At 41.6% G+C, this 14524-nt stretch carries 6 protein-coding genes and 1 pseudogene; 2 read left to right on the top strand and 5 right to left on the bottom strand.

The features are described 5' to 3' along the window. Positions 1-3: 3 nt before the first annotated feature. From RJ01_RS13020 to RJ01_RS13010, 3 genes are all read right to left on the bottom strand, one after another. Positions 4-6018: an SdrD B-like domain-containing protein gene (locus RJ01_RS13020; RefSeq protein ID WP_034171403.1), complete on the bottom strand. Its 6015-nt coding sequence runs from the start codon at positions 6016-6018 to the stop codon at positions 4-6. Positions 6019-6116: 98 nt separating this feature from the next. Beyond that, entirely contained in the window at positions 6117-8909 is a 2793-nt protein-coding gene (locus RJ01_RS13015) for a DUF11 domain-containing protein (protein ID WP_034171402.1), read from the bottom strand. Between the two features lie 42 nt (positions 8910-8951). Next, entirely contained in the window at positions 8952-9461 is a 510-nt protein-coding gene (locus tag RJ01_RS13010) for a hypothetical protein (protein WP_227504436.1), read from the bottom strand. 817 nt (positions 9462-10278) lie between these two features. On the opposite strand from RJ01_RS13010, the gene RJ01_RS13000 reads away from it, so the two are divergent. After that, positions 10279-11438 (top strand): IS3 family transposase gene (locus RJ01_RS13000; RefSeq protein ID WP_152606035.1). Its coding sequence is split into 2 segments (ribosomal slippage): positions 10279-10525 and positions 10525-11438, totalling 1161 coding nucleotides; the frame shifts between segments, so codons are not numbered across the junction. A 5-nt stretch (positions 11439-11443) separates the two neighbouring features. Continuing rightward, positions 11444-11545: pseudogene (locus tag RJ01_RS16165) on the top strand (IclR family transcriptional regulator); the annotation flags it as partial. A 104-nt stretch (positions 11546-11649) separates the two neighbouring features. Here RJ01_RS16165 and alr read toward each other — a convergent pair. Further along, positions 11650-12876 carry an alanine racemase gene (alr, locus tag RJ01_RS12995; RefSeq protein WP_034171399.1) on the bottom strand — a complete coding sequence of 409 codons (1227 nt, stop codon included), beginning with the start codon at positions 12874-12876 and terminating at the stop codon, positions 11650-11652. Between the two features lie 60 nt (positions 12877-12936). Further along, positions 12937-14436: an amino acid permease gene (locus RJ01_RS12990; RefSeq protein WP_034171398.1), complete on the bottom strand. Its 1500-nt coding sequence runs from the start codon at positions 14434-14436 to the stop codon at positions 12937-12939. Positions 14437-14524: the final 88 nt, after the last annotated feature.

Genomic DNA, 14524 nt, shown 5'->3' with positions numbered 1-14524 from the left:
GTTCTATCGTCCCTGTTCTGGCTCTAAAGCAAAGTTTGTGTTTGCCGAACGGCGACCAAACAGATCTTCATCAAACTTGAATCTGAATCTTAAATACGCACCTTCACCGGTTGAACTGGTATTTGCCAGTTCATCATCCTGATACCCCATAAAGTTATAACCTGCCGAGACCCAAAGATTGGTTGCCAGTAAATAGCCCAATTCTGCCCCGACCAAATAGCGTGTACCTGCACCGCGGTTAGCCCACAAAGTGCCCGCTTGTACGCTCATGTCCCAACGTTCATTGATGTCATAAATTACCCGACCGCTGAACAATTGCGTTAGAGCATTGCTAGTAATATGATCTTCATCGAGCTCAGACCATTTTGCGGCATATTGACCCGATAAAGTCAGACGGCGCTGTGGATGATAATTCGCATGTACAGAAGTCACATAGGCTTCACGCTTGTATTCTGCTTCTAAATCAGTGGCATTATTTTCATAGTAATATTCAATTTTCGACAAGATATCGAGTTTATTTTGATCATAATCGCGCCATGCATAACCGAGCTGGAAACGGTTGCGTAAGTGATCACCCTGATTTGCTGCTTTATTATCGACAAAGTTCAGCGTGTTTTTAGTCAGTACGGTGGCATCATCGGAGAGCTTATAGGCATAACCAATGGTATTGATCAGGGTATCTGAAGTGTCAGAGCGGCGGCCTTCCAAACGGGTGGTCGCTTTCCAATTCTCATGAACTAAATATTCAAGCCCAAGACTCAGTGCAGTGGCATCGTTCTTGGTATTGTCTTCATTTTTAGATAAAGACTGGATACGCTCAAAACTGCTACTGACATAGACACGCGGTTTTAATTGCCAGCGGTTACGCAATCCCAATGCTGCTTCAGCTTCACGGTCACTGATGCCATCCGCAACACGATATTCACTGAATGCTGAACCATCTTTCATATAGTTGCTGGAAATACCAAACACCGTGCTGTTGGTTTCTTCCGTGCTATTCATGGAATACAGGCCATCAATTGCTGAAATTACTTCGTGGCGGGCATAAATTTCAGTATTCGGTAAAACTTTTGCCGTTCCCCCCACCGATAAAACCTGTTTGTCGGAATTGGATAAATCCTGTTCGTATTCAATAAAAGCCGATGCGCCTTTCCAAGGCAGATTACCAGTAAATTTGATACGCCCAGTCGTGCCATTATATGGACCCAGATTTTCTGTCGCTAAAGTTGCCGCAGCACTGGTTTCATCATAATGACGCAGCCCTAATTCGACCGCGAGAATTTTAAAGAAATTACGTTCCAGACTTGTAGACAATCCGGTACGAACGCCGTTATTTTCTTGATCTTCAGTACGAATTGCTTCAATACGAGCCAGGCCCAGTTTTGCAATGGATGCTGAAGCCTTGATGCCACTTTCTTTACGTCCTGCACTAATGGTTGCCGCATCATTCTGGAAACCTTCTTCGGCTTGCTGGTGATAGGCACGAACATGGGCAAAGCTCGGTGCATATTCAAATTCGACCCGTGCAGCAGTACCTTGGTCTTTGTCACGATTTGAATCACTATTGATCTGAGTACTCTGATCTGCCGTAGAGTCGGTATTTTTAGACTGTGCCACTTCGGCAATGAATTTACCGTATTGCCCAACTTTCACCACGGTATTTAAACTGGCAATCTGTTCCTGATTTAATGGATCATTACTTTGCACAAATGAACCACCCATTTTCAGATGGCTCTTCATGGCATAACTAAAACTCATCCCGCCGACTTGATATTCTTCACCAATTTCATCCGCTTCCACCGTAATACGGATAAAGTTTGGATTCAGGTCTTGATCGACACTGGCGATAGCCTGTTTTAGGTAAATACTGTTGCTATAGGTGTCGACTTCATAATCGCTAAAACGGGTAAGGCTTTGTTTGGCAATAATCAACCCCGGATTATTACGATCGCGGGTCAGAATCTCGACTTTTTCACTATTGTCTAAAATAAGTTCACTTGAAATTGAACCCAGACTGTAGGGACCAGAAATACCCAGTGCACGATTTTCTGTCACCACTTGACGCGATTTGGTTTCAGCCACAAATGCTGATGCCTGAAACTTATCTCCTTCATGTCCCACTTTCAGACCAGTCAATGAACGGTTATATTGCCCTAAAGCCAGACCTTCATCTTTTTCTGTACGGGTCACATAGTCGCCATACATCGCATATGAACGGCCTTTGTCTAAGCGTACATACAATTTGCTGGTCGATTGGGCTTCAAAGCCTTTTGCCGCTGCATCACCATATACCGGATAATATTCATCAGGTTGAATATCGCGGAACAGGCGCTGCTTGGAACTTTTATTAGAATCATAAGCCAGGGTTAACAGATAATCGCCTCGGACTTTTCCTTTCAGGAACATTGCAGTGCGACCGGTCAATGAGGTGTCATCACCCCACTCGGCAATTTCATTCAGCTCATCTTCAAAACCATCATTACGATTCACACTATGCAACTGTGTATTATCAAAATTATTAAAGTTAATTGAACCTTCAATTAAACCTACGGCAATCAGCGGACGTAAATCCGCCTGAAACTGAATGTCGATTTCTTCTTTGATTAAACCACTGCTAACGCGTAGTTTTCCACGTGCAGGCGCATTCGGTGCAAGAATCGGAATAATCATCTCGCCGCCATCAATGAAGCTTTGAATGCCCGGTTCATTTGGATTTAAATCTGGAAGATCAATAATCCCAATATCACTTTCTAGAGTGATCGAGGTACGGGTGGCCACCTTGATGCCTTGTTTGTCTTGCAACTGAACGCGCAGCTGCATCACATCACGGCCATTGGCCATGACCGGGATTGGCGCTTGCTGTAATTTCAGCTGATGAATTTCATCTGGAACAATGACTTGAATGTGGTGGCTTTCACGAACATTACCAGCAAAATCTAATTGTTCAGCACGAATGCTGTTTTTACCGGCTTTTAATGCCACTCCGACATATTCAACGCCTTGCTTACGATGCTCATCCAGGATGGCTAATTTACCCCGTTGTTTATCTGCCACCACCACGTCATTGACTAAAACACGCTGTGTCGCACCTGCTGCACCTTGAACCTGAATCGTCGTTTGTGCATGAGGTAGAACCTGTCCTTCTTTTAAGTTTAAAATTTCTAAAGCGTTGTTGTCGCTACGCTTTAAATATTCTTCAAGATTCACTAAAACAGGCGGTTTTACCGGATCAATCAACAATTGCGGTTGTTTTTGTGCAGCAAAATCACCCCGATTCAATAAGCAATTCTGATCATTGTCATTTGCCAAACAGCCTTGGGTGTTTTCTGAACGGGTGCTGCTTTCCAGATAGCTCGGTACATCAATAGAAAGTTGCTTGTTAATCGCTTTTTCAAGATTTAAATTGCTGCTGTTAATTTTTTCCTGACGCTGTTTGATTGCATCCGTTAAGGGTGCAGAACAGGCCTCTACCTGATTCGCCATGGCGAAATCAGCACGATGCAATTCGCCACGTTTGACATCGACAAAGCGGCTGGATGGATCACCAGCATTTCGGTTGGACTGAGTCAGCAACTCTACGCCTGCAGGTAAGGTGGTGCGGTCAATTTTAAGCACATGGGTTTTTGCTGACACGCCGTAAAAGTCATATTTACCTTCACGGTCCGTGATGACATAACTGCCATCTTCCATGTAGAGACGGACACCCGGCACACCCAACTCGCCTTTATCCTGTATGCCATTACGGTTACAGTCGGTATAAACTTTACCTACCACAAATGCATCGGCACTAAACGCACCCGGACGAACTTTAACTTTAGCCTGTGCTTCATTTGAACTGAGACCAGAACCATCTACTGCACGAGCCCGGTTAATCCCATCTCCATTTAAAGCATTGGGTCCGACTAGAACACGGTATTCAATTTTGGCGCTGGCATTGACTGCAAGATCACCCAAACCCAGCGTTAAATAAGGGCCTTTGCCACCTTCAGGGTCTGCCACGGGTTTGCCATCAATACGCATGGTATTTGGCACATAGCTAAAACCACGCGGTAAACTGTCTTGCAATTTAACATCACGTGCAAGTACATCACCTTTATTACTCACGGTAATGCTGTAATTGGTGAAATCACCCAATTCGATACTGCTATCACGTGCAGTTTTTTGTACCATCAAACCCGATTGGCTTAATAGCGGGTCAATCGGAATATCGATATTCAATGCCGGACTGCTGGATGTCAGGGTAAATATGCCGCCATAAGAATATTGCGAATGTACCGCCATGCCGTTAAATGAGCTGATCGGATAAACCACCTGATCACTAACAAAACTATATTGATGAGTAGCAATTGTTGAGGTATCGACTAACAATTTATAGTTACCCGGAATCACTTGTGGATAAACAAACTCACCTGTCGCAGACGTTACCTGTTTCGCAGGAATTGAACTTAACGCCCCCGTGGTACGGTCAACTTCAAAAGCCACATTATTACCGACCGGCTGATCATTTTCATCCACCAGTATAACGGTTGCCCCAGCCACAGGCTTTTTCGTTTTTGCATCGAAAATAATGCCGTATGGATCAATCAATATCTGCGTTGAAATATCATTAATCGGTGTAGTGGCCTGACCTTGCTCGTCGACGCATTCAACCAGACTCGCTGTAACCTCATCACGTTTAAGCGTTTGTAAAACAGCATCATTCAGATTTTTTTCTGCATTTTCTTCAGTATCTAAACTAAATTGGAACAGACCAGTATTTTCACCACTTTCCATGGCGGAAATAATAACAATATCACCCGTCAATTTAGACTGAATACGAATGCGTGCCTGCTCTTTGCTAAAACGGTTGGCATTACAAACCGCGGCATTGGTTTTTAAATAAATCGGTTCATTAACTTTGCCGGTATACAAGCTGATTTTAAAATCATTTGTGGTGCTATCTAAAGTTGGCTGACCTACAACCTTGGTTTCAACTTTATTGGACAAGGTTTTTTGATTCACTTGTCCTTTTTGATGCAGAACATAAGCTCCATTTACCAATGTGGTATAGCTAATGGTCGGTTGAGTTTTAACCTTTAACTTAATCTCGCTTTTTTGACCGGCTGCAAATGGTTTTTTATAAGCAACTACAGCATGGCCAATTTGGCTTTTATCCTGAGGTAAATGACTTGAATATTGTCCTTCTGCCAACTTATGCAAAACCAGTGTATTAGAAGCCAGATCTGAAACCTGAATATCTTCAAAAACAGTATTTGCCGGCAAAGGATCTTCAACAATCACCCATGATTGTTCCTGTCCATCCACCGTGACTGTTGCAGGTGATACCGGTAATGATGCCGAGTTGGTTACCGTCAAAGTATAATTTAGGGTTTGTGCCTGCTGAGTTATGCTAAGCAGTTGTTGGTCTACGGCTTTTTCTATTTTTAACTTTGCTTCAAAGACCTGTACAGGGTCTTGCACTGTTTTTTGTTGTTGCGGTTCTTCACGAATCTGTGCGGTTAAAGGAAGTTCTAAGTTGGACTGATCGGGAGTTTGTAATGAGGTATCTGCCACGACCCATAAGTGTACAGTTTGATTGGGTTGTAATTCTAATCCATCTTTAATCAGGGTATCTGAAATATCCAGGACACCATCTTGATTGGCATCTAAATAGATTTTTAAATTGGATAAATGGTTAATAGCCGCGGTTTTAAAATCAAACCACGCATTTGTATTACTGGTATTGGTCACCTGATTTAACCAGATGACTTTTGAACCCGCTTCTACTTGCTGGAGCTGATCTGGAAATAGTTCAAGACCATAAAACTTTGCAATTTCGATATTGACTGCATTGGATTGAGTTGTTCGCAGTAATTGTCCACCGCTCAAATCACTGACTTCAAAACTTGCATAAGCAATATTCTGAATCATTTGTCCAGCCATAGGCATCGCAGCATGACCGTGATGTGCAAAGAACAAAGCAGACGCAAGTGCAGACAAAGATAATGTCTCCACTTTCTTATTCATTGCTTTTTTCATTGCCACACCCCAAAACCAAAAATACGAAAATACAAATAATTAGAACAAACGAATCGAGTCCCCCTTTTCGAAAAAAGAGGGAGAAAAGTTTTTAAAGATTATGGAGTGGTTGATTTATCAACTGTGACAGCAAACTTCAATGTGGCAAAAGCGCCAGGAGTTAAAGTACCGACATTGTAATTTATATTACCGTTAGCTTCTGTTGGTGCAGTGCCTTGAGCTGCTGGCTCACGTGCTACAGAACCGGTTTTGTACTTTGTGTATGCCGGCACAGCATCATTGATTACAACAGCAGTTGCATCAGCATTACCCTGGTTTGTTGCCTTTACTTTATAAAATACGCATTGACCAGGTTTAGCATTCTGTAAGTTTGCAGTATAGTCAGTATCAACGGGTGCTGCTGTACAGTCTGCAGCAAACTGGAATTTTTCTAAACGTACTGAACCCAGGTTAATTACTGTGCGGTCTGTAATTGATAAAATGCTGTTTGAACCTAATACAGCGTTAGCTTCAGGCTGAATTTGTACTGTAGATGTATAAGACTGGCCGGCCGTTGCAGTTGCTGCCGCTTCAACTTTTACATAAACAGTAACGGACTCGCCTTGCTGCAAACCAGGTAACTTAGATACATCAAATTTTGCATTTTGCAAAATGCTGTTTAAAGCACCTGTACCTGTTACAACTTCATTAGCATCCAGAATACCGTTACCATCTGTGTCCACATAAACAGTTACCGTTTCACCTGCTGTTGGCGTTGGTAAAATAAAGTTCAATGTTTTACCATCAGCTGCTTCAGTAACGTTACCAATGTTGGTTAAGGTATGGCTGTAAATAATGCTGCCACCAGGGGCTAACTGGCCTTGACGGTCTGGCGTAAAGCTGATTGCGCGCTGTGCTGCAACGGTCAGTTTGAATCCAATGCTATCATTGCTGCCGGTAGAGGGCGAGCTGATGTTGACTGTAATAGTTTTTGCAATATCCGTTGCTGGCGTGCCATCTGGTGTTGTAACCACCAGGCAGTAACTGCCCGTACCGCCATTGGCGATTGTACCGGAGTTGGTTACTTTCGTGTTTGTACATTTGCCAGCTGCGTCTTTTCCAAAAAGTTCCGCTGTCCAGCCGGTTGGAATGCCTGTAACTACAATATTGTAGTTGTCCGGCGTACCGCCTGTATTTTTGATCGTAACATCCAGCTGTTTAGGTGTACCTGGAACTAAAGCTGTGTCAGGAACACCTGTGCTGCTATTCAAGCCATCACCGACATAAACGGGCGATCCTGTTGTGCCTATATTATGTACCAAGTCCACAGCACTCTTTGTAAATGAATCAACAACCAAAGAAATGGTATCTTTATTACTACTGTTGTTGACTGAAGTGCTGGTCATAGTCAATTTAGTGCCTGCAGCAACTGTGCCGCTGGTTGGCAAAGTAACCCGTACCACAAATTTTAAGCTGCCACCCGCTTCAATCGGACCAGTATTGTTATCTGTCACTGGTGTTTTACCGTCAGCCTTCAGAATTTCAATGATGCTGCCGTTTGGCAAAGCGCCAGTCGTTGCAGCAACACTAAGGCTATAGTTGTCAGTCGTTGTGCCTGAGTTGTGGACATAAATCACATCGCCGCCCGAGGTGTTATTGCCAAAGACAATGGCCTGACCTTGCGAAGCTGTTGCATGGACTTCATCATCAATGCCCGTAGCGCTGCCGACTGGAACATTCTTGTCAATCCAAGAAACGTCTTTATCATCGTTAATTGAATGGGCAGTTATGCCTACAACAGTAACATTGTTCGGGTTAGATGGAACTAATGTCGTATCCGTAGTTGTCGGTGGAACAGATGGAACATTCGCTGGTGTTAATGGCGTACTTGTACCTGGTGTGAAGCCATCAGTATCCGCATATGCCGTGTTGGTAATTTTTTCACCATTTGCAGCAGCGTTTTTAACCTTAACAGTAAAAGTTAATTTACCGGTTGAACCCGCAGCAAGTTTTCCTGCATTAAAGGTAAAAACCTCTTTTGCATCACTACGACCACTAGATACATAAGCAAATTTATCACTATCTGTAGCATCACGAGTTAATGCTGAAGCGCTGCCATTATAATAGGCAGTTAATTTGCTATCAGCTGTATCAGCAAATGTTACATTGCTTGGGAGTACGTCATAAATAATGACATCTGAAGTGGCTGCAGCTGTACCTTTATTTTGGAAAGTCAAAGTATAGGTAATGTAACCATTGGCGCTAATTGTACTAACACTGGCTTCTTTTTTAATTTCAATGACTGCACCTGTAATAATGGTGGCTTTGTCAGTGTTGGATACTGTATCTTTGCCAATATCATATAGAGCCGTTTTGTTTGATGTTGCAGTTAAAGTCAGGCTGTCATTTTGACCTGCTGTCGCTGCCAATGGCGTTTTAGCCACTACAACCAGGCCAATGGATTCACCGGCAGCTAATTCAATCGCTGTTGTTGATGCTAAAGCGGCTGCGCCGTTATCAGCTATGCCATCTTGATTGCGGTCAATATAAACATCATGGCTAGCCCAATCAAAAGTACCAGCCTCATTTGTAATCCTAAGCGTGAAGGAGTCCGTACCATTACCGGTATTTGTCAAAATATGCGGGAAACTTACACTGCTGTTAGCTGCGGTTTGACGCTCATTAGACTGCACAAGAGTAAAGCTGCCCACTTGTGCTACAAGCGTTTTAACCACGTTAGATGTTACTACGCGCTCAGTTTGCGTATTATCTGTATACGTTGCGGTTGCAACGTTACTAATATTCGTACCAGCTAAAGGTGCAGCAGCCATAGCCTGGCTACCAAGCAACGATACCCCACCCATTACTGCCAGTGATGCAGCAATTTTACTTAATTGAAAATTATTTTTCATAAAGAACCCAACAATAAAGTCGATATTGACCAATTAAAAATTTTATTTAGATGTATTAACTTGGACTTGAGCAGAAACAATAATTTTCTGTTTCGGTTTTAACTCACTCACATTCCATTGCAAAACGCGATATTCAGCCAGTGGGACATTTACTTTTTTGCCATTTTCCATACGGGTTAATGGGACCTTAGCAAAACTTTTGCCATCTACAGACGCATAGGCATCTTTGGGTAAGCTTTGCCCTGTGTAAGCTACATCCGCAGGAAGTGGAAGATTCAACTTTAAATTTTTCAGACTTTGACTCGATATATTTGAATATTCAACTTCGTACTCAAGCAATGCTTTCGGCTTTACTTGATCGGTTACTCTTAATTCTTTTTTTACTTTTTGGTTTGCCTCTATCTGAAACACTTTCATATCAGCAATTAAAGCTTGGCTATTCGCGAAGGAGTAGGTTGTAAAGCCTGAGATTAAGAGCAAGGATAGAGGAATCAAACTCAATTTTTTTCCGGATTCAATCATTTTTTGATACATTTTTAAACCTAATGTCATTGCATTTTCACATTAACAAACAAAAAAATATATAAAAATATGAAATATGTCACATTTTTTTTGTGAAGAGTAATTTTGTTGTCCTTATATTGGAATAATTTTCACTTATTGACATTTTTTGTCACAAAAAAATGCTGCTAATTGATCTAAGATGTAATTAGTTAAGGATTTTAGTTATTCAATGTTCTCTGTATACAAAAAGAATAGACGATATTTATCTAGGAGAATGGTAGCAGTCAAACCTTTGCTTTGGATTTGTTACAAAAGGATGTTAGAACTGCGTTAGATCTCATGCAAAATCAAAACTTAGGGTTAGATATTTAAAAAAGTTTCAACATCAGTTTAATCGGGTTGAGAAAATTCAAGCACAGCAACTAGATTTTTTAGCTGCTGTAAAAAGTTTAAAACAAGATACACAGCCCGTGTTACATGCTTAAGCTTAAAAACCGAATTTACAAATTCGGTTTTTCATTATTTTTAGTGCTTGAAGTTAAATAAATCCAAAATATAAAAATTATTTAAAAGAGGTGGTAGAAGTTGAAATCAAAGGTAACTTCATCTTTATTTTGATAAAAATAAAGATGTTTAACCCATTTTTCACCCAAGTAAATTTCAGGAACTAAAGATTACTACTGTAATCTTGATCCTAGCCAAAATAATGGACAATAGACCTCTTGCGAAAGTATCGTTTTACCTAATTTTTGAATTGGCTAAAACCTTATAAAATGTAGCTTTGGGCTGTTTAAATTTTGACTAACGCAAGAAGTCTAATGATTCCCTCTAAAGATAACGTAACGTTAACTTTGGAGATGTAAAAATGGCTAAACGCTTTAGTCCAGAATTTAAACAACAAGCAATTGATTATGCACTTTCAAACTCGCACGAATCTGTGGCTGCTATCGCCCAGAAATTAGGTGTGGGTTATTCAACATTAGATAAATGGATTCGTGAGACCAACCCCACTGGTTCCAGCAAAAGACAGCTCTCGCCAGAACAACAGCGTATTCTCGATTTAGAAAAAGAAGTCAAACAACTCAGGGAAGCTAATGATATTTTAAAAAAGGCGCATGTGTACTTCCTGACAGATCATGCCAAGAAAAGTATACGGTAATCCAAGGCCTAGCTGTGACTGAAATTACGGTTTCTTCTGCCTGTAAATGCCTAGGTGTCAGCACTTCGGGCTACTATGCTTGGCGAAAGAGACAGATTTACGTAAATCAGAAGTACACTGAATTAAAAGCTGTATATTGGCAACACCATGCCCGCTTAGGAGCACCTTCATTGGTGCACGACATGCATGATTTAGGTTACAGCATGAGCGAACGAACCGTTGGAAGAATGCTTAAAAAGCTTGGTTTACGTAGCAGGATTGCATGTAAATATAAGCATACGACTTATTCAAACCATCGTTTGCCTACAGCACCTAACTTGTTAGATCGTCAATTTACGGTCAATGAACCCAATAAGATCTGGACAACAGATATTACCTATATCCGTACTAAGCAAGGTTGGCTGTATTTATGTGTGATGCTGGATCTATTCAGCCGTCGTATTGTCGGTTGGCAAACCAGCTATCGAATAGACCGTCAATTGGTATGTGATGCGTTTCATTATGCAATGGCTCGTCAGGGGTATCCAATGGGTGTCATGGTACATTCGGACCGAGGCTCACAGTACTGTAGTCGTGATTTTAGGGCGCTATTATTGACGAATAACTGCGTTCAAAGTATGTCACGCAGGGGAAACTGCTGGGATAATGCAGTGACCGAAAGCTTCTTTCATACATTGAAAGTTCATGTGGTCCATGGCAGTGTATTTGCCACTCGAAAAGAAGCGAATGCTGTCTTGTTTGACTATATTGAGATTTATTACAATCGAATCAGAAGACATTCTGCAAACGGCTGGTTAAGCCCAGAAGTCTTTGAACAGAAATATTTCAAGAATTTAGAGGGATTTGTTGTCCACGATACTGTCTAGGATCAAATATTGTTTCGCCAACCATGCGCACAACCAAAGAGTATTTGATTCAACACATACTGCCTTTACTACAAGAAACCGCACGCGAACTACGTAATATTCTTTAATACTCAAAAGAAAATTACATAGTTCTTATCATATATCGGTCTATGATTCAGCCGAGAGGAACTAGAACAGCTTTCCGTGAATACACCATTTTCAATTAAAAAGGTTATTTCATCACAACCTTCGGATTAGAGTTGCCCCACATGGTGTAGACATCTGCCAGCAAAGCGCCATTGTATTCTTCCAAATCACTTTGCTTCACTGTTGCACCCCCTTGTTCGCCGAACAGGACCACTTCATCATTGGCACGAATATCTGGAAAATCAGTGACATCCACCATAGTCGTATTCATGGAGGTACGCCCAACTACAGGTACTTTATGCCCTCGAATCAACACATAAGCTTTGTTACTAAAAGCCCGTCGATAACCATCTGAATAACCAAGTGGTAAGTTCGCCAATAGTGAATCACGCTTCAAAGTATACGTTTGGTCATAGCCAACTGTTGTGCCTTTCAAGTAAGCATTGACTGTTGCCACTTGAGTTTTAAAGGTCATCAGCTTTTTATATTCGACCCGATCTGGAAGGCTGTCACCATAAATCACGCCACCTGCTCGTACCATATCTAAGTGTGACTCTGGAACCGTTAAAGTCGCAAAAGAATTTGCAGTATGTAAAATCAGCGCTTCTCGCTTTAATTTGGCTTTTTTAATCAACCAGTCCGTTTGCTGGTTAAAGGCCGCCAAATGCTCACGCACATATTGCTCATCTTCCACCGCATAATGCGTCATGATGCCCACCAACTTTAAATTTGGCAGTTTGGTCATACGTAGCGCTTGCTGTTTGCCCATTTCACTATTCAGCTCTAAACCATTTCGGTCCATACCACCTGCATTTAAACCTAAATGGTATTTAATGGTTAGACCCTGTTGTTTTGCCCATTGCGACATACGTTGTGCTTGCTCATAATTGCCCAACAACTCTTCCATATTTAAAGAAGCCGCATTTTGAATCTCTTGGTCTGTGGCTGCACGTAGTCTTAATAGGCGTCCCTGATAACCAGACTGACGTACCATTGCCGCTTCGGCATTACTGGTAATCCCCACACAAGGTACATTCAGCTTCATAATACTCGGCATCAACAGTTCAATCCCGTGACCATACGCATCAGCTTTCATGACCGCACAAATTTGACTTTTGTCTTGTAATTGCTGCTGCAAAGTCTGAATATTTTGCTCAAAGGCCTGCACATTAATTTCAACCCAAGCATTGGCCTGAGGCGCGGCTGATTGGCTAGCTGAAATATGCGTGGTTAATAAAGGCGCTGCAAAACTGCTATTGATGTTCAACAGGCCTGCACCTAACATACAAGCAAATAATGTCGACTTTTTCAAAATAAAACCCTCTTCATCGTTATAACAAAAGAGAGGGTAAATACCCTCTCTCACTTTTCACTAATTATTTTCTTGCATGTCATCATGCTCAATGCGGCGACCATGGGTCAAAATCCAACTGCGCTCTGCATATTTTTTCGTTTTATAGTAATAAGCAATACCTAAGCCAATAAACCAAAGTGGGGAGAATGCCAATGAAATCATGGTGTCATGATCTAGTGCTAAAATCGCCACCACAAAGATCAAGAATAACAAGGTAAACCATGCCATGAATCGACCACCTGGCATTTTATACGCTGACTGCTCATGTAATTCAGGGTCTTTTTTACGATAAGCCAGATACGACAAAATAATCATGGTAAAAGTAAAAATACATAGAATAGAAGTAAAGGCTGAAATGATAATGAATGCTGTCATGACATTCGGCACAATAAACAGAATCGACGTTCCTACCACTACACAGAACATTGAAAATATAAGGCTCAGCACAGGCACTTTACTTTTCGACAGTTTGGCAAAACTTTTCGGTGCATCTTTCTCTACAGCCAAACCAAACAACATACGGCTGGTCGCAAACACACCACTATTCGCAGAAGACATGGCAGAGGTTGCCACCACAAAGTTGACAATACTGGCTGCCGCAGGCAAACCAATTAAGGTAAACATTTCAACAAATGGACTTTTATCTGGAGAAATTTGTGACCAAGAAGTGACTGCAATAATACAAACCAAAGCACCGATATAGAACAATAAAATACGTAATGGAATCGAGTTAATCGCACGTGGTAAAGCATAATGCGGATCTTTGGTTTCTGCCGCAGTAGTACCCACCAATTCAATGCCGACAAAGGCAAATACTGCAATTTGGAACCCTGCTAAAAAGCCAGTTAAACCGTAAGGGAACAAAGACTCTTTCTCAACCACATGAGCTAACGACGCTTTGACACCATCTGGAGAGACAAATCCAATGGTAATGAGATATATACCAACACATAGGAATAAAATAATTGCGATAATCTTGATTAAAGCAAACCAGAACTCGACTTCACCAAATAACTTTACAGCAACGAAATTCAACAAAGTCAAAATGGCAATGGAGGTGAAAGCGGGTATCCATGCGGGGAGATCAGGAAACCAAAACTGTGCATAGCCCCCAATAACAATCACATCGGCAATTGCAGTGACAATCCAGCTAAGCCAGTACGACCACCCTAAAAAGAAGCCAGCCCATGGACCCAAATATGCCGTTGCAAAATCAGCAAAAGATTTATAGTTGGTATTGGAAAGCAGTAACTCCCCCATCGCACGCATGACGAAGAAGAAGAAGAAACCAATAATTAAATAGGTCAGAATAATGGATGTACCTGACACAGCCAACGTCTTACCCGATCCCATAAAGAGACCTGTACCAATCGCACCACCAATCGCAATCATCTGAATGTGACGATTGGTTAGTGAGCGTTGCAGTTGTTCTTCCTCAACTGACTCGTAATGATGTCCACCCAATAAATCACCTTCTAAAGGTTCTTTTTGTTGATGGGCTTGTTTTCCATTCATCATATTTTTACTCCAATTTACAGCCCAACGGGTGTAAATATGGGACTTTTTTAAAATAATTTCTTATTTCATTTCAGTCCAAATTAAGCTA

The sequence above is a fragment of the Acinetobacter sp. YZS-X1-1 genome (assembly GCF_000804305.1).
Taxonomy (GTDB): domain Bacteria; phylum Pseudomonadota; class Gammaproteobacteria; order Pseudomonadales; family Moraxellaceae; genus Acinetobacter; species Acinetobacter variabilis.
The sequence above is the reverse complement of the archived record's forward strand: the minus strand, read 5'-3'. Positions and strand labels throughout refer to the sequence as shown.